Raw genomic sequence first — 18133 nt, 5'->3', positions numbered from 1 at the left:
CCTCTAGATCATGTGTTCGATAAGCGAGGATTCATCCAATTCCCTGCTTCTAACAAACTCTTTATTAATCCGCCCATCCTTCATCATTAAAATCCGGTCGCTCATGCCGATCAGTTCAGGCAATTCCTCCGAAATAATCAAGATGGAATATCCCTGCTTCTTTAATGAATACAGAAGTCTGTACATCGTGGTCTTCACCCCTACGTCCACACCACGGGTCGGGCTGTCCAATATCAGGATTCGCGAATCATTTCCGATCCATTTACCGAAGGACACCTTTTGTTTATTGCCGCCGGAAAGCTCGCCGACAGTCTGATTCATGCTGCTGGCTTTAATATTCAGACCTTCAATTTGCTCTTTCGCAAATTTCTTCTCCGTTGCCGGCATAATGAATCCCATGCGACTTAGTTGATCCAAAGCCGATAGGGTTAAATTTGTTTTAATGGATGCCTCCATGATCAAAGTTTCTTGATCGCGATTTTTGGAAACATATCCCACCTTGTTCGCAATGGCCGTTTGAATATTCTTCATCGGACTTGGGTATAGCCGTTCATCGGAAACCGTCTTTTTATTTTTTCCGAATCTCATCCACCTGGATAACCGCGGTTTAGGTCCATATACCGTTACAGTTCCTTTACCAGGCTGCAGATCTCCGTACATGAGTTTGCCTAATTCATGCATGCCGCTCCCTGATAATCCTCCGACACCCAATATTTCCCCTTTATGAAGCTGAATGGTAATATTCTGTAAGATACCGGCACTTACGTTATCCACAGAGATCATGACCTGATCATCGTGCGAGCCATCCCAGTCGCTGCGGTAATAATCACCTTCAATCTCTCTGCCGACCATCGATTTTTTGATAAGGCTTTCATTAAATTGATGACGCTCAATCGTCGTAATCAAATTCCCATCTCTCATAACGGTCAGCGCATCGCAGGTATCCATCAATTCGGGAAGATCATGCGAGATAAACAATACGGCTTTGTCTTGCTGCTTCAGTTTCCGCATGATTCGATGAATCATTTCTCTCCCCTCATGAGACAGCGCAGTGGTTGTTTCATCTACTATGATCAGACTTGGATCATGATACAGCGCTCTTGCTATCTCAATTAGCTTTCTCTCCTCAAAATTGAGGGTTTGTATAGGTAAGCCTGGATCCAGATGCCCCATATCGATCAATTCAAGCGCTTTTTTAGCTTCGCGGTGCATGGCACCCCGATCCACGTAGCTTCCTTTCGAGAACCTCGCCTCATCGCCCAGGAATATATTCTCTGCTATAGACAGTCCATGAATGGTACCCGTTTCCTGTACGATCATCGATACCTTATGGTCTCTGGCATCCAATGTATTCCGGGGGCGATAAGGAGCTCCCCGCATAAACATTTCTCCGTCGGTAACCGGGAGCAAGCCGCTAAGCATAGATGAAACCGTCGACTTCCCGGATCCGTTTTCACCGATTAACCCACGAATTTCTCCGGAATAAATCTTTATGCCGACCTTATTGACTGCTCTCACTTCACCGAAGGTTTTCGTCAAGTTTACCGTTTCTAGTAACACTTTTTCCTTCATGTTGCTGCTCACCCTTTTCAGCGCATAATATCGCTTACTGCACTTCAATATGTTATCACCAAGAAAAATCAAATATAAGTAGATAGATTATCCGATTAAGGGCGTATATTTAACCTTATTATTTGATACAATGAGAGGGAATTAGAAATTACAGATAATAAGACAATAATGCACATAGATTTCACGCCACTAAGATTAAATATTTGCACATCAAAGGAGACATCTCAGATGGAATATCGCCATGAGATTATCAATTTTCCAAAAAAGCTTCCCATTCATTTCTTCCTTCACCGAATCGGTGATGTAAATCGTCATTGGCACCAGTCGCTTGAATTGATCTTCAATATAAAAGGAAATGTAGAGATAACGGTTGAAGACACTCCCTATACATTAAGCACAGGAGATGTCATCTTGATTAACTCAAATGAAATCCATGAATTACATTCTGAAGATGCGACCATAATTGCTCTGCAGATCAAATTAGAATTGCTTAATGAAAGTTTTATTGATACAAATAAAATCTATTTTGACTGCAACTCCGTCAATTCGAAGGATTCTTCTCGTTTTAACAACATCAAGAGGATTGTTGCAGAAATATTAAGACATAATATCAGTGCGGATGAGTTCATAGATGTAAAGAATGTCTCTCTCGTCTATGAGCTTCTGCATGCGCTTTGCACCAACTTCAACAGCGGCAAGAATAGCGCAAAGAAGCATACCCAAGAAAACCTCAACCGATTAAGTCGAATTCTCGATTATATAAACAGCAAATTCCGCGAGCCTCTCTCCTTGCAGACGGTTGCCGTAATGGAGTATTTATCCGTGCCTTATTTATCGAAATTTTTCACCAAGAGCGTGGGAATCTCATTCAAGGACTATTTAAAACAAGTTCGACTGCATCATGCAGTCAATGATTTATTCAACGATACCTTGAATATTGCCACGATCGCTTCCAGTAACGGGTTTCCCAATACGCGCTCCTTCGTGACAGCATTCCAGGAGAAATACAATGAGTTCCCCAGCGTCTGGAGAAAGAAGCATTCCGGCCAAGTATTGGGAAGCATTGAGGCAACAAAGGAAAAGTCCGTAAACTACTATCAGGTTGAACCGCAGTCTTATTATGAAGAAATATCCAAATTTATATACAACCATATTGACTATAAGCCAGCTTCAATCCAGATTCCGAAATATTCAACCCAATACACATCCATTGATATTGACACTCAAGCAACCGGCCAAGAGCTAAAGCATACGTTTAAGAAATTTATCGGTGTCAGCAGAGCCAAGGAGGTGCTCTTCGCAGACGTACAGGAGGCTTTGCGGAATGCACAGGAGGAAATCGGCTTTTCCTATATCAAAATGCACAGTCTGCTAGATGACGATATGATGGTTTACAGCGAGGACAGTCAAGGAAAACCGGTCTATAACTTTCGTTTGATTGATAAAGTGATGGATTTTCTGTTATCCATCAAACTCAAGCCGCTTGTACAATTCTCTTTTATGCCGAAATTGCTAGCCAGTGATATTTCCAAGACCGTTTTTTATACTCAAATTAATACCAGCCCTCCTAATGATATAGAGAAGTGGGATCGTCTGATTACGGAACTGACTCGTCATTTTATTATGCGCTACGGGATTGAAGAGGTGCGCTCATGGCTGTTCTGCGTATGGAATGAACCCAGCTCCTCCAATCTTTTGTTTGGATTTTCCGAAGACCGGATTTTTTATCAGCTCTATGAGCATACGCGAAGAGCGGTTAAACAGGTTGACGCTTCTTTACTATTTGGCGGTCCCGCTGCCTTCTCAACCTACAACAAAAGCGATGCATGGCTGTTTGACTTTTTGTCTTTCAGCAAGGAGCATCATTGTGTCCCTGACTTTATTACGGTTCACTATTATGATATCGATTTAGCCCATGTGAATCTTCATCATCCGACAATCGAAAATCAATTGCATCTAAGCCCGGTTACTACATCATTCCGACAATTTATTGACCGCTTGAAGACCGGTTTACGCGACTTCGAGCTCGGCCACTTGCCGGTGTATATGACTGAATGGAATTCAACCGTTTCACATAAGGATTTAATGAGCGATACCTGTTTTAAATCCGCCTATATCGTCAAGCATGTGATTGAGAACTACGACCGTCTGGAGGCATTTGGCTACTGGCTCTTAACAGACCTGCACGAGGAAAACTTCCTTCCTTCCGCTTTATTTCATGGTGGACTTGGCATGTTTACCTACAACCATATTAAGAAGCCGTCCTACCATGCTTTTTATCTGTTGAATAAGCTGGGGGATACGCAAGTTGCGAACGGGGATGGTTTCATGATCACGCAGTCATCGGAAGGTTATCAGATCATTCTGCACAATTATCATCATTATGACGACATGTATGCCCAAGGGATCTCATTGAGCATCTCCTACAGCGAAAGGTATTCGCATTTCCCGCGAAAGTCAAAAAGAGAATTTCAATTCAACCTTTCTCAGATGGAGGGAGAATACTTGATCACACACCACTTCGTTAATCGCGAATATGGGAGCGCCTTCGATCAAGAAGTTCGTATGGGCCTTTCCCCGGATCACTCAGACGATGAAATCCAATATTTGAGGAACCTCTCCATACCCAAAATAGAGAAAGAAAAAATAAGCAGTTCAGGCAATCTGCTCGTACACACCATTTTGGAACCATTTGAAATCCGCCTCATTGAAGTGAAGCGGCTATACGGATAGATGTGCCCGGGTGAGGGGCTTTCGATCATCCAGAATATCACACAAGTTGTGACAAAAATAATAACAACGGATATAAATAAAGGCGTCGTTCTACCGTAGGAAAACGATGGGACCAGCACCTTTTTAGAACGCATTAATATTCTCAACGGCGTATACCCGGATACTAATAAGTTCTGAAATAATAAATTTTACAACTTATTATGAACCATTTACCCTTTTGATAAATGTGATATTCCATATTCTCTTAGACAAAAACGCTCAAAAGCCGCATTATCACGCATAGATTATTCCATAATTATTTAGAAACCTTCCTGTATGCCCAGTTAAAATTGATGTTATTGCAGAATTCATTAGACAATTTTCATTTCAAATATAAGCACTATTGTATAATCATACAGCCCATTCACGATTTACTCAATTTCAGGACAAAGATAAAAAGACACTCCGTGAAAGGAGTGTCAGAGTGTCGAAAAAGTTTAGCTAAATATTCGTCATTTCAATTTTGATGTGGTGGATCTCAACTTTGATCTACTTTTGCAAAGAGGGGGTTTCTCGACAGCCTAACACTCCGTGAAGGGAGTGTCTAATTATTCTGCATTTAATGCAGCACTCAAATTAAATGTCTTCCCATTGAAGGGATTAATAACCTTTGGCCTATTGTCGAATTGAAGTTTACTGAATCCAACATTGAGATCATTCTCGTCTATTATATCTTTTCCGCTTCGCAACGAAATTCTTAATGCGTGATATAGTAAATGATTTAAAAACCGCGGATAACCTTTAGTAGCATAATAAATTTTTTCGCATAAATAAGGATCATACAATCTGGATTTTCCGGATAACGGAAGCTCCTTTTCAATATTCTTGACATATGCCCGGAACTTCTTAATTGATTCAGGAGTCTCGTAATCAAAAGGCTGGTAAATATGTCTCTCTGGAAATCTGCTCCCCAATTGCTCATTATGCAAAAAAATGTTGCTCGCCGACTCAACGCCTCCGAACACAATAGGTAGATTAATTTCGTTAATAAGTTGCTTTAACCAATCCGCAGCTTTACTAATTACTCTTAAAGTATCGGTATCTATTAGGTGCTGCAATTCATCAATAATTATTATCTCAACTTCACAACCGCTAAGGTATTCTTTAAGTCGAGAAGTTAATTCTTTTTCAGTGCCTTTGTAGTAGAGTGGGTCACCTAGTTTTTCCAGCATTTTTGAAGCCACATTTATTGGTTTAGAATTTGATTCCAATTCCACTCTAAGCACTGGAATCTTTTTAAATTTACACATCTGTCCTCTAAACATTTTTTGACCAATTGTTCTTGGAAACATTTCTTCGTATTTCTTAAACACAGTTGACTTACCTACTCCTGGATCGCCGAAAATACTCAAACCTTTTTTATTAACACTGTTTCTTTGAAGTAAATGACAGTCCCAAATTGCCTGGAATAATTCGTTATGTCGTTTATGATGCACAATGATTGAGTCAAATTTAGCAATTCGATTTGCTAATTCAACATCATCAATTGGTCTACTATTGAGGGATTGAATTTTTGGTGTCATGTCTATTGCTTTACTTTCTTGCCCCTCTGAAAAAGAATGAGACTCCATTTACATCCTCCTCATAAAAGAAACATCATAATCCGGCAAATCATCATCGATAGATGTACTTTCATTATTTCCATTTGTTGAATAGTTTATATCACTACCACTCATTAAATTCTGATTTTCCTGATTCAGCGGCCCCTTCCCAAGCTTATTTCCTCGTTTCTTGCTTTTACTCGCTCCTTCAGATTTTTTCGAATTCTTAGACTTATTAGTTTGCTTAAGTTCCGCTTCTGATACCTCACCGATGAATGCAAACGAATCTGCTTCATTTAGAGGGGTAAGATCGTCTAATGTTGCACCACACTTGGCAAGTGCCTCAATGATTGAAGCTTCTTGAGCAATTGTTTCCTTATACCCTTTTTTCTTATCCTTGTCCTGAGATTCTTCTATTGCTCTAATTTTTGCAATTGCATCCGCAATAGGGACATCGTCGAAGTCAGCTTCATCTCTTCCCATCTTTAAACTAATGGCTTTAATCTGTTGAAAAGGAAGTGGAAGGTCTGGTATAACGTCAAAGTGTTTTTGATAGTCCCTTATTGTATTTGGATCTAGCTCGGCATCAATGAAGCTTAAATCATATGGATTTTCAACAAACACCTTTCTTACGTCAGCGAAATCAAATCGTACAACTACATCAGCATCCTCATTTCCTTCTTGTTTCATTCTTGTTCGAAGCGCCATCAATTCTGGACTTTGATACCATCCCCGAGATAGTAAAATACCTTTGGATTGAATTTTTCTCCTCTCGGATCCTCCACATAACGTAATGCGCATATCTCGTTTGGAAAATGGTAATGTCAATAAATCTGGATTCTCGGCTATTCCTGCCTCCCATATTTGATGAGGTGTTCCACCAATACGACTATGACTGAAATTGTGAGAAATAATGTCTACAAAAATAATGTGTGCAATGTAGTAAAATGCCTGTAATGTTATACACGCCTCACCATCAGAGTCGTAATGCTTCTTCTCAAATATGTTTGAGACGTCGTACCCTTCAAAGTATGAACAATGTCATTAAATGTTTTTTGTCCCCTCTCGACTGTTCCTTTTTTATGCCCTGCTGCGACCTCAGGATATATCGGGGTAATGCCGAAGAACTGAAATACTCTTTCTAATTCATAAGAGTCATTAATTTTAGCATTATCGATTACAACTTCAGTTGGGATACCATACGCAGTCCATTCATTTGCTACATCAGGATACAGTCTCTTTAAGTACACCTTAGGTAGAAAACAATGAAGCAAGCATTGTTTTACCGCGAAGCTATCTGGATATTCGAACGTGATGTAGAATCCTAAAGGATTACCCGTGAAGACATCGATTGCATAAATTAACCATGCAGACTTCCTTTTTAGAGTATGTGGATCAACCAAAAACAAGTCAGTGGGAGTCCAATCGATCTCAGCTCGTTCAAGTGGACGTGTTGGCTTCTCATCAACGCTTTTAGACCCATCTCGTTGAAGTTTAGCTGCTACATGCCCCTCTCTTGCTTTTTGCTGTTTATAAAAATCCCTTTTTTCTTTAATAATTCTCCATATTGTTTGGAAAGACCTTATAATAATTTTGTCTTTGACGTCCCTCATTTCATTTACTGCTTTAATACTTTTTTTATATTCTCGATAAATCCAGAGATACGGCATATCAGGGCCGTTGTAGAGATTTTCATCCATGATTCGCTGGAGTGAATCTAATATTTCTTTTTCAGTCCACCGTTTACGAGGCCCACTCTTATCTTTAAGAAGAAACCTCGCATCACCATATTGTTCCCAAGTCTTCTTCCAATTATAGAAAGATGCTCGAGATACCTTTATTCCCTTTTCAACCTCCAGCTCCCTTAAGTATGTATCTAAGTTGATTGTATTAAAATATCCATTAATTACCGGATCTAACACGACTAACTTCATTTTTAGCAGTTCACTTTCTACTTTTGAAAAAGTTGACCTTACAGTTGGGAAGCGGTTCTTAGGATCTTTAAAAACAAGTCTTTCTTCATCGAAAGCAATTAAAAGCTCATTCAATGAGTAGGATCTTTTCTGTTTATATTCAATCAACTCAACAACAACATTTTGTTGTTCTTTATTCAGTACAATATGTTCCTTACCGTCCATCATAAATTTAGTGCCATAATTAAAAAAATTACGAGACATCTTGATCATTCCTTATACTCAAAATCGAATCAATTGTTAACCTAGAGCCAATTAAATCAGTAAAAATCCTTCCTGAATAAATTAATTTGTATAAATTGATCATGAACAGAGATGGAGTAACGATATTACATTTATCCATCAGATCCTTGATTTGGATTTCATGAAACAGGCTCATTGCAGCGAGAATATACTCCGTAATAATTGGTGTCTCTTTATGCACCTTAGCCCTTAGAAGTAATTTCAAGTTCGATTGCAAAAAACCAGGACGAATCTCATCTTCCGTTACCACTAAGTAAGTCCATCCTTCTTTTTTACAGTGAGCTTCACCGGCCTTATATTTTGCCTTATTCTCGTCAGTGTCCTTGAACTTTTTGAGTTTTACTTCAACCAACAGATACTTTCCGTTGTGCAGCAGTAATAAGAAATCAGGAAAGTACTTATGAGACTTTCCTTTGAAATTGTATTTTAACGACACACATTGGAAGTAAATGGCTTTCACAGTCCGATCGTAGTTACTTAACCTTACAAAATCACGCTCTAATAGACTTTCCGTATGTACTATTTTCAAATTTTTTGACCGGGGTATTTTACTTCTATAGTGCATTCCCCGTGAAGGTCTGATCTTTCGAACCGGTTTACGCACGTTACTCTCTACCTCATTTCATTAATCATTAGAACTTATTTTTCCCCGTCCGAATTGTCGTTATACTGAAATTTTGAAGAATACAATGAAATAACAAAAAAAGATGGGCGTTTGAACGCACATCCATTCGCTTTATATATTAATGTCATTTTATCGACTCTTCCGCTCAAATCCCAATGAGAAATCTCGCACGTAAGGCTGATAATAATTATAATGGTCTTCATCAAAATGATCACTTATTTCTAAATAATCATATACGTGAACATCAAAAGAATAGATTTGACCATCCTCGAGTGCATAACCATCACCAAGTTCTTTCTTAATGGAATATGCACTTAGTTTCGGCTTTGAACCTCTTGGGTACATATAATCTATATACCACGTATATACACCATTCTTATCATCATAATAAACAGCTCTTGGCCGTAATTTATGTTTTTTGGGTACTTTTATACTTTCCAAATCGCAAATTCTTGATTTAATACTCGACAAATGTAATTCTGCATACGATCCAATTCTATTTGACAAGTGAAAGTAATAGCCTTTGAAATTCACTACCCACCGATTTGGACTTTCAGTTGCATATATCTTCCATCCGATCTCATTAGCGGATTTCGGAAAAAATCGTTGTGCAATTGTCCATGTCTTTGGTGTTGAGAGCATCCTTTCCAATGATACTGAGTCCCAATAAGTAGCTGATACGTTATTTCTTTTATTTCGTGTTATTCCATCTAGCCTATCAACTAATTTAGATGAAGGGTAAGTGGAACATACCAATAAATATCCAGTTGCTTCATATTGGCTACACGAGTCCACTATTTCGTCCAGATCACTAGTTGATACAGCCTTATTTGCATGCGCATTATGTTTACATTGAACAAGCCATCTTTTTTCAATGGAAAGAATTGAACTAACAGGAGTTTCAACACATAATAAATCTTTTCCACCATCAGTCCCCTTCCCACTCCAGTACACTTTAAACCCCATACTAAACAAGAGTTCTCTGACCAATAATTCAAAATCATTCCCATCTTTACTTAATTCTTTAAAATCTAACATAGTAACCCCCGTTTCAACTCCATGCCCTCTTTATAATTTACAGTGAATTTGCTTATCAATAGGTTTTCAAGCATGCGCTCAGTTTTTGACTTTGTATACTTATTCTCTACCTCTTTAGTAATTAGGAATACCAATATCTGCTGCGCTCGAGTAAGGGCCACGTATAAATAATTCATTGTTTTTGTATATTCTGTTTTTTCACCAAATAAATAGGCAGCTAGATCTGTGGTAAGGATTAACAAACACTTAGATCCTTCAAGTCCTTTAACACTATCTATGGATCTAACTATAATCCCATCGGCCCTGGCTGAAGAATTTCGAATTTCCTCTAAGGGGCCACGAAGCTTTCCTTTATCCTGTCTTGATAGTGTAAAATTCAAATCATTCTCGATTATATCAAAGATTTCAAAATTATTTTTAGTTGATACGAAGGAAAAGATCTTCTTAGTTAATACGTAAAGTACTCTATCAGCCATATCATCTGTTACTTTTGAGTTTCCAATAATCTGTTCAAGTTCATATAATAAATTCCTATCTGAAATAAATCGATCTTCAGAATGCGTTAAATACCTTTCGTTTTTTTTGAGAATATAAACCAAATTCCAATCATTTTTATTGATCAACTCTGAAGGGGTAATATCACTTTCGAACAGGTAGCCAAGTTCGCCATTAGCATTTCGGTGAGGTTTTTGCTCTTCCAATTTAGGAACAAATATATTTGAAAGAGTCACATGAGAAGTCGGACATCGATAATTCATTTGCAAGAATTCAACGTCTTTTCCATGAGCATGAACTAACTGCCTGAAGGAATTTCTTCCTCGTAGATCCTGTTTAGGATCCCCGATTAAATGAGTAATAATTCCTTGGTTATTTAGTGAATTAATTACATCTACGAAATGATCATCCATATCCTGTGCTTCATCTACATAAACGGAATCTAAATAACGAGATATTATCGATAATATTTTTACTCGTCTCTCCCTAACTAATTTATTGTCATTCGATTTGCGACTTAAAACCCATTTCGCAATTTCTGTAACTTTTTCAACATGAATGATGTTACGGTTTTCTAATTCTCTTATTTTTTTTGCTCTATACATTGGGTTATCCGGTAACGAAATATGAGAGACTCTTTTAAAGTGCTTTACGAAGACAAGATGATGAAACGGAAATATAACCTCTCTGAGTAAAAAAGCATGAGACGTTTCAACATGAAGGTTCTTAGGAATGCTACCATATTCTTTATTTATTAAATCTCTAATACGATCTCTGGCAGCATTGGTATATGTCACAACATAAATCATCTTTCCATCTACGACTTCTTTTAATCTGTCCATCACTACTTTAGCCATAGATGTTGTCTTGCCCGCACCCGCTCCTGCAACAACTATCTTCATGATTTTTCACCAGATTTAAGGAACTTAAGTACTTTAGCAATGTGATTTGGCAAAACTATATCCGTTAATTCACCTTTACCAAAGTCTCTACAAAACTTTAACATCGTATCTGTCTTGGCAGTTTTCCATTTTTCGGCCAACTCATCGGCTGAATTAATATTTTTCCAACCTTCATTGGTTTCAAAATAACTCTTTAGTTTCAAGTAGTTGTCCCCTGTTTTAACGAATTCAGGTTCAAGCGTGTATTCAGTTGTAGTAGTAATAAGAACATTATTATTAATATTGAACCGCTCATGATCAGCTTGAGCTTTAGGTTGGTTATCAAAATCTCGGATAACACCTAAACGGTGTGATGACTCTTTATTTACTTCGAGCCATATCTCAATCATCTTTGTAAATCCTTTATGAAGTGAAATTACTTCAATGTCATTGAGCGTATTACCTAATGAACTTAAATAAGATTTAATTAGCATTTCTTCACTCGGACCTTCTACAAGAATAATTCTTCTAGAAAATAAGAACTTAATAAAATCCATATTAGGTTTTTTTGCTAAATAATCCAGTTGTTCACTGCCTAGAGAGGTTTTTAGAGAAAATGCACTCCCCTCGTTAACTACTGATACATTCTCAAGTTGCAATTTGTTCAAGAACTCAGTACTATGCGTCGAAAGGAAGATTTGTAGTTGGTAGCTTGATTGAATCGCGGAGTTAATAAAACTTGCCAATAAATGTTCATTACTAATGCATAAGTGCGCTTCAGGCTCTTCAATCGTTAGGATATTTAAAGCGACATCGTTTTTTACATTTAATGAGTTGATCATTACTAGCAGGTAGATTAAATTCCTATGCCCTAACCCTTGTGTGTTAAGGTATTCTTCGCCAAATCCTAGACGCACATTATTTAGAAGAGAATTCATACTCGGCATATTGGGAAGTAAAGTGATTTCTTTAAAAAAATCCTTTGCATTCTCGATAATTGAATCTTCTTGCCAATTAAAAATCCCTTCAATATTACTAATGTTTTTCAGTTCCGAGAAGAATGATTCATATGATTTCTCTATCGCAACCTTCTGATCTTCTTTTAGTTTATTATTTAGTAAATTGACCAACGCTTTTGAACCAAGTTGAGTATTTTTATTTGAAAACTCATCACGTTCTGCAGCTAATGAATTATATATATAGTTAGATAAATCATTAAATGAAACTTGCTCATCTGTAGAAGTTACCGTTATGGAGTACTTATAATAGTCAATGGGCAATAAATTCATTTTGATTTTATCAATTGCATCTTCAGCTTTTAAAATCATTGTTATATGATCTAATAACTTTTTCGGGTTAGATACTTCAAATTTATACTTTATCGAGTAGTTAGGCTCTTCTCCATCAATAGCATTTACCCACTTACGCGCGTAAAACTCATCCGAACCGTCAGGGGTAAAGGTCATCTCAACAACAACGAAAGGTAATATAGCAATAAACTCTTCTAGTGTAACTTCTTCATTTTTTATTCTGCCTAAATTATCTTGAACGAAAGAGAAATATATTTTTTTTGAATCGTTATTAATGTCTTGCCAACCAATTTTCTTGCTTATATTACCAACCTCATCATTCATAAAAGGAAGAGTTATTGCTTTTAAAATATTACTTTTCCCACTATTGTTTTCTCCAATAAATATGACCAGTCTATTAAGACTTAGGTCAACATTTTTTAAATTCCGATAATTCTTTATGTTTATCTTTGAAATCTTCATTTATATACCCCATCCCGAATAAATTAGCTCAGAGTTTCTAGCATGCTATTCTAAGCAACCACATGACTTACTATCTTGAATTCAAATAGCTTATTTAGAAGGTGCCCCCCCTTCCAATAATTGTCATGATCCTATTTTATTATTTTTGGTTTTCATTTTCCATAACTTCATTACTAGTTGGCTATTAAATAAAACCCATCATCGACCATTTATTTCTTTATTCAACAAGCTTGAAATAACATTCAAAACTTCGTTATTGAGGAAAGAATGTTCTGCGTAGCCTATAGGAGTATATTTATAGAATAGCTTCTTCTCTAACAACCGGATAAATTGTATGTGTTGTGATAACCATTCTGTATTAGGCGCTCATAGATATTTGTGATACATCAGACATTTATTCGTATCAAAAAACGATGACCATATTCGGTCATCGTTCTTTGATAACTAGCTATTTGTTGTATTCATCATGATTGCACTACTTATGCCCCTTTTAACTTCTTTCCCTTGTTAAATACACGATGTTTAATAATTTCCGACTTCAACTTCTGCATCCGTGAGAAATACTCTTGTGTACTGAGGTCAGGATCATCCCTTTTAATTCTTACATACTCAATTAGCGGAAGACTACTAGAAACCTTAACATAAATTTCATCGTCATTTAAAATGTGTTGAACAACTAGCACTGGAGTTACATCTTCAAAAGCGATAACAACACGTTTTGGTTCATAAATAGAACCATTAAAAAAAACATGATATCCTGACTTCACTGCTAGTTGCGGACTAAATTGAAACACAAAATCCTTCATTACCTAAACCTCCTTATTAATTTATATGATTATTATTCTCATAAACCATTAAAATAATACATATATACATTAATTCACAAAATAAATATAGTAATCATCAAAATTATTATAGGACATGTGGAAAAATACAAACCAAGCCTTCTCAGCGGCTTGGTTTGAGAAGTAACTATGCATTTAAGATGCTTTCTCATTACTGCGAGCTAATTCCATAACTTTTTCCCTGTCGTATAAGTATCGTTTACGCCCCCCCTTTAACTGGATAATTTGTTTAGGCACCAATAGGCCCGAGGATTCAAGTGAAACTACGGCCTTTTCACCAATTTTTAATATTTGCATGATTTCTTCTCGATATAATCCTTTCTCAACTGATCTCTTTTCCTTAATTTCTTTTATAGTAAGCAATAGTTGGTTTCTATTAATATAGCACTTCTTAAAATTTCCAATAGTATTCAAGGTAACCGCGGCTAAATTACCCTCAAGCATTTTCTTTATTAATAAAATTGCAGACAGGCCTATTGTATTGTATTTTCTCAGTGAAATGCTAAACGCAATCCATCCATCGTCAATTTTATTTATCATTACTAAGCATTTTTCCAATAGGTGATCAATCTCTTCTTTACGAATCAACTTAGAGAAAGCCCCGTCAATCGAGTCTTCATGTAGTATTCCAACTTCAAGTAAGCCTTTAACAATTTCCATGTTCAGTCCTAATAGTTGCGAACACTTCGCTTTACTAACAAATCTGCACTTTGATTCAAACTGTTTATTAAGGCTTCTCCTATCAACTAAATATTTTTTATTGTTCTCTTTGAGAATAAGTAGGTTCTCTTCAACCAATGATATTAACTTCTCATTTGAGAAATAACTTTTCGCCTCTTCTTTTCTTATATAACCTCTTTGTTCTAATAACGATGTGTTTCTTTTGAAAACCGACAAGTCTTTCCTTACTCTACCTTCGTCTAGCTTTGATAACCAAAAGTGCTCATATGCAGATTTAATCCAATTAAAAGTTTCATCACCGAATATTTTTTCAAACTCTCTTGTCCGATAATACATGGACTTAGTTGGTAGTTTTAATTGATATTCAAGGATCCTATAAAAATTTTCAGGAAATTGATCGTACATCCAAAAGAAACTCATTATTGCATTATGATAACTAAGGTTATCTCTTAAACCCGACCTTCTATTATGAAAGATACGAATAACCTGGTCAGGTATCAATGGAGAGGGACAACCCTCAAGAAATAATGTACTCGTGTATAAAAGTTGATGAATATTCTTGAATGTCAAATTGTGACCCATAAACCGGGCTTCTCCAGCATCTGCACAGTCAAAAATTTGATGGATAGTCCATTCTTTTGGTACATCCATTGAAGTGATCGAGCTTGAATAGGCATGAGCACAGAATCTACAGGTGTCGGCCATTATTGAATCAATAGAGGCATCGGATCCACAAACATTGCAGTGGTCACAAAGAACAATTTGATGCTTAGTACAAATCGTTATAGAACGCAGAAACCAACTCATTTGATAGATTGAATCATCGGTTATACATAATGGACAAAATTTGAACCTGCTTTTGAGCACCATCTTATTGGACAACTGTTCTCCCAGTAATGCTTCAAAGTAATTGCTGGTCATTGAAATGATTTTGTTACTCGGCGTATCTATGAGTTCAGATAATAATGTTATTTCAGGGCTAGTAAAATGATTAGTTCTTAAACCGTTGTAATTCATTTTAAGTGCATCTGCTATTTGAAATGTATTTAAATAACGATTAGCATTAGCGATTCTATTAAGGTAACTAATCAGGCTTTCTTTCGATTTAGTGATTGGTAAAAATACAAATTTCATGTATATCCTCCTTTATTATTGTATTAGATGTCCTATATTTGGCATGAGTTCTTTCGAATCACCTAACCGCCCCTTGTATTATGAATCTTGTATAAATTAATTATTGACCTTTCTTGTCGTATTAATACATATATATAGTATTTTATAAAAAGATATATATGTATGCATTTTTACTTAAGCTCCTTTTGTCTACACTTCTTCTATAGAGGTGTATGAATCATGAACGAATCCGAATTGGTTTTACGTTTAGTCGGACAAAGAATCAAAGAAGTAAGAAAAGCCCAGTCCCTTTCTCAAGAAGAGCTTGGAGAAAAGGCGGGCTTCCATTACACATATATAGGTAGTGTTGAACGTGGGGAAGCTAATATTACCCTTAAGAACTTGACACGTATTAGCACTACCCTTGGTGTGAGCATTTCCGATTTGTTAAGGTACAATGATTCGATAAACCCGTATATTGATCAAAAAAAAGAATCAGAACTCCTAGAAATATTCGAAATGATTATAAGTCAGGATGTTATTCAACTCAGTAAAATTAAAAATATCATTAATGAGTTACTCTCATAAGAAGGGTCAAGACGTTAATCTTTTTAGCGGCTTGATCTTTTTTTAGCTTAACCTGAGGGTTGAGTATTTTAACAATCGGAAGTGGTGGAACTTTGTATGACGAGGGAGCAAATAATGAATGAAAAACATAAATGATCTTAGCGCTATTGAATTCCATCTAAATAAGTTATTAGAAGCTGTGAGTTCAAATGGTGAAAAAGAGTTATCTAGTTCAACTACACAATCTAGACACATACATTGGACATCATTTATCGAGTGGTGTGAAAAATTCGATTTCCATCCACTTCCGACAGATGAATACACATATTGCCTCTACATGACTTACCATTTGTTTAAAGGAAGCAAAGTACATACATTAAAGAAGAAAATACAGGCAATAAATTGGACAAATATAAATGCCGGCTTTAATTGCCCTTTTACCATAAACGTACAAAATGTATGGAGAGAAATTCTTAGAATCCAAAACGGGGTACTTGATCATAAGCTACCATTAGTTTTCGAAATACTTAGCATAATTACAAGATATTCAATTCCCGATAGTTTATCTGGGAAAAGAGATCGCGCCATAATTTTGATCGGATATTACGGTGCACTAAGAAGATCTGAGTTGTCAAACCTCAATTTTGAAAACATACATTTATCTGAATATGGACTATCAATTGAACTGTTCAGGCACAATGATTCAATTCCTTCTGAAACAGTACAAATAGCTTATTCAATTGAAGAACGTATTTGTCCTGTTAGATCTTTTTGCTCCTGGAAAGAAGCTTCAGGGCTTAAATTGGGTCCAGTTTTCAGACCCATCAATCTACACAGTCATATCTCAGATAAAAAACTCTCTGACAAATCAGTAGCACTGATATTAAAAAAACACTTATCGGTTATTGGAATTGACGACAATTTATTTTCTGGTCATAGTATACGAACAGGACTTACTGTATCTGCATTGATAAATTCTGAGTTGAGTTCTTTATTACAAAAACGACATAAACCAAATGATAAATTAATGAAAAGATACAAGATCAATACTGATTTATTTTCAGACAATGCAGCTAAGGACATCGGTCTTTAATTTATTTTATGTTTTTCGAGAAAATCGATTGTTCAATCAACTCGATATTGAGTATTTAGTTCCAGGAACAAGAGTACAATTTCAAAAAGAACAGCGCCCGGCTTCCATTGGAAACGCTCCAGAGGTTTTCTGTTTGACATTTCCCACGTTACCGGCCTGATCGTATACAGTGTTTAGTGAACTTAGTACACGTCTCTTAAAGCTGGCTTCTACCTTGATCCGATTGAATTAAAGGGCGGTTGAATATGCGCACTAATTTTTCCTTTTGTTACAGCTCAGTCCTCCTCCCTGTCGGGAATCAAGCGTCAACTCCTTGACTTTCTAACTGTATTCTAATAATTGTGCTTTTAGATGTGCTTTTTCTTCCAACTTAATACACTTTCCCACCTTCGTGCTTGTTGAACTTTTTGAACTCTTTCTTGGCGACGACGTATTTTTTCAAAATAAAACTCTCTTTCATCCATATCCATAGACCTTATCTTTTTTAGCGCTTCACTAGTTTCATTCATAACTTTCTCACCATCAATTTCCTTGAGTATTTGCTCTACTCCGAAGGATTCACCTTCATCTCGAGCGGTTTGTAGTTCATAAGCCACCCTATCAGCAAGCTCTTCTGTAGGTAGCTCAATTATAGGTGCTTCAAAAATTCCATCAGTAACAATAACTAGAAATTTACCTTGTTTGATAACCGATTTATACAATCGTTTTTACCTCCTTTTTCCCTTCCATCGTTTGACTGCACCTGAAATAAATCTATATAATGAGATCATTCAAGCTCGTAATGAGTAACTCTTGGAATTGCATCTTAATATCCGTAATGGATAGAAAAGTCCTGTATCTGCTGATTCAGGACTTTTCCCTGTACGAACGGTATCGATATTATTGAAAACAAATAATAAGATACAAAATCCGCTACAAATGC

The 18133-nt window shown here is 36.4% G+C and carries 14 protein-coding genes; 3 read left to right on the top strand and 11 right to left on the bottom strand.

From position 1 onward, the window contains the following. Positions 1 to 3: 3 nt before the first annotated feature. Positions 4 to 1572 carry a sugar ABC transporter ATP-binding protein gene (locus FPL14_RS24800; protein WP_182300245.1) on the bottom strand — a complete coding sequence of 523 codons (1569 nt, stop codon included), beginning with the start codon at positions 1570 to 1572 and terminating at the stop codon, positions 4 to 6. A 228-nt stretch (positions 1573 to 1800) separates the two neighbouring features. Here FPL14_RS24800 and FPL14_RS24795 point away from each other — a divergent pair, with 228 nt between their 5' ends. Further along, a complete protein-coding gene (locus FPL14_RS24795; protein WP_182300244.1) occupies positions 1801 to 4305 on the top strand; it encodes a GH39 family glycosyl hydrolase in 2505 nt (834 codons plus the stop codon). A gap of 587 nt (positions 4306 to 4892) precedes the next feature. Here FPL14_RS24795 and FPL14_RS24790 read toward each other — a convergent pair. From FPL14_RS24790 to FPL14_RS24750, 9 genes are all read right to left on the bottom strand, one after another. Next, the gene (locus FPL14_RS24790; protein WP_182300243.1) at positions 4893 to 5915 is read right to left on the bottom strand and encodes a TniB family NTP-binding protein; all 1023 of its coding nucleotides are present in this window, start codon (positions 5913 to 5915) and stop codon (positions 4893 to 4895) included. Further along, positions 5916 to 6713: a Mu transposase C-terminal domain-containing protein gene (locus FPL14_RS24785; protein ID WP_182300242.1), complete on the bottom strand. Its 798-nt coding sequence runs from the start codon at positions 6711 to 6713 to the stop codon at positions 5916 to 5918. It abuts the gene before it with no gap. A gap of 131 nt (positions 6714 to 6844) precedes the next feature. Next, positions 6845 to 8062: a hypothetical protein gene (locus FPL14_RS24780; protein WP_182300241.1), complete on the bottom strand. Its 1218-nt coding sequence runs from the start codon at positions 8060 to 8062 to the stop codon at positions 6845 to 6847. Beyond that, complete coding sequence (locus FPL14_RS24775) at positions 8052 to 8705, bottom strand: TnsA endonuclease N-terminal domain-containing protein (RefSeq protein WP_182300240.1); 654 nt, start codon at positions 8703 to 8705, stop codon at positions 8052 to 8054. The genes FPL14_RS24780 and FPL14_RS24775 overlap by 11 nt, the downstream gene beginning before the upstream one ends. Before the next feature lie 150 nt (positions 8706 to 8855). Then, positions 8856 to 9764, bottom strand: a complete 909-nt coding sequence (locus tag FPL14_RS24770) for a restriction endonuclease (RefSeq protein ID WP_182300239.1) — start codon at positions 9762 to 9764, stop codon at positions 8856 to 8858. Continuing rightward, positions 9758 to 11161, bottom strand: a complete 1404-nt coding sequence (locus FPL14_RS24765) for a UvrD-helicase domain-containing protein (protein WP_182300238.1) — start codon at positions 11159 to 11161, stop codon at positions 9758 to 9760. The genes FPL14_RS24770 and FPL14_RS24765 overlap by 7 nt, the downstream gene beginning before the upstream one ends. Then, positions 11158 to 12912: an ATP-dependent nuclease gene (locus tag FPL14_RS24760; RefSeq protein WP_182300237.1), complete on the bottom strand. Its 1755-nt coding sequence runs from the start codon at positions 12910 to 12912 to the stop codon at positions 11158 to 11160. Before FPL14_RS24760 ends, FPL14_RS24765 begins: the two co-directional genes overlap by 4 nt. A 479-nt stretch (positions 12913 to 13391) precedes the next feature. Then, the gene (locus FPL14_RS24755) at positions 13392 to 13718 is read right to left on the bottom strand and encodes a hypothetical protein (RefSeq protein ID WP_182300236.1); all 327 of its coding nucleotides are present in this window, start codon (positions 13716 to 13718) and stop codon (positions 13392 to 13394) included. A gap of 174 nt (positions 13719 to 13892) precedes the next feature. Further along, a complete protein-coding gene (locus FPL14_RS24750; protein WP_182300235.1) occupies positions 13893 to 15572 on the bottom strand; it encodes a TniQ family protein in 1680 nt (559 codons plus the stop codon). Between the two features lie 219 nt (positions 15573 to 15791). On the opposite strand from FPL14_RS24750, the gene FPL14_RS24745 reads away from it, so the two are divergent. Together FPL14_RS24745 and FPL14_RS24740 are read left to right on the top strand one after the other, a co-directional pair. Beyond that, positions 15792 to 16139, top strand: coding sequence for a helix-turn-helix domain-containing protein (locus tag FPL14_RS24745; protein WP_182300234.1), 348 nt, complete (start codon positions 15792 to 15794; stop codon positions 16137 to 16139). A 118-nt stretch (positions 16140 to 16257) separates the two neighbouring features. Next, complete coding sequence (locus FPL14_RS24740; protein ID WP_182300233.1) at positions 16258 to 17211, top strand: site-specific integrase; 954 nt, start codon at positions 16258 to 16260, stop codon at positions 17209 to 17211. 347 nt (positions 17212 to 17558) lie between these two features. Here the strand turns inward: FPL14_RS24740 and FPL14_RS24735 are convergent, their stop codons facing one another. After that, on the bottom strand, positions 17559 to 17912 hold the full coding sequence (locus FPL14_RS24735; protein ID WP_182300232.1) for a hypothetical protein: 354 nt from the start codon (positions 17910 to 17912) through the stop codon (positions 17559 to 17561). Positions 17913 to 18133: the final 221 nt, after the last annotated feature.

This window comes from Cohnella cholangitidis (assembly GCF_014107495.1).
Taxonomy (GTDB): Bacteria; Bacillota; Bacilli; order Paenibacillales; family Paenibacillaceae; genus Cohnella; species Cohnella cholangitidis.
This window is presented reverse-complemented; position numbering and strand designations above follow the sequence as displayed.

Coding starts and splice junctions, on each gene's coding strand:
- FPL14_RS24800 (WP_182300245.1), bottom strand. CDS start 1,572: ATGAAGGAAAAAGTGTTACTAGAAACGGTAAACTTGACGAAAACCTTC.
- FPL14_RS24795 (WP_182300244.1), top strand. CDS start 1,801: ATGGAATATCGCCATGAGATTATCAATTTTCCAAAAAAGCTTCCCATT.
- FPL14_RS24790 (WP_182300243.1), bottom strand. CDS start 5,915: ATGGAGTCTCATTCTTTTTCAGAGGGGCAAGAAAGTAAAGCAATAGAC.
- FPL14_RS24780 (WP_182300241.1), bottom strand. CDS start 8,062: ATGTCTCGTAATTTTTTTAATTATGGCACTAAATTTATGATGGACGGT.
- FPL14_RS24770 (WP_182300239.1), bottom strand. CDS start 9,764: ATGTTAGATTTTAAAGAATTAAGTAAAGATGGGAATGATTTTGAATTA.
- FPL14_RS24765 (WP_182300238.1), bottom strand. CDS start 11,161: ATGAAGATAGTTGTTGCAGGAGCGGGTGCGGGCAAGACAACATCTATG.
- FPL14_RS24760 (WP_182300237.1), bottom strand. CDS start 12,912: ATGAAGATTTCAAAGATAAACATAAAGAATTATCGGAATTTAAAAAAT.
- FPL14_RS24755 (WP_182300236.1), bottom strand. CDS start 13,718: ATGAAGGATTTTGTGTTTCAATTTAGTCCGCAACTAGCAGTGAAGTCA.
- FPL14_RS24750 (WP_182300235.1), bottom strand. CDS start 15,572: ATGAAATTTGTATTTTTACCAATCACTAAATCGAAAGAAAGCCTGATT.
- FPL14_RS24745 (WP_182300234.1), top strand. CDS start 15,792: ATGAACGAATCCGAATTGGTTTTACGTTTAGTCGGACAAAGAATCAAA.
- FPL14_RS24740 (WP_182300233.1), top strand. CDS start 16,258: ATGAAAAACATAAATGATCTTAGCGCTATTGAATTCCATCTAAATAAG.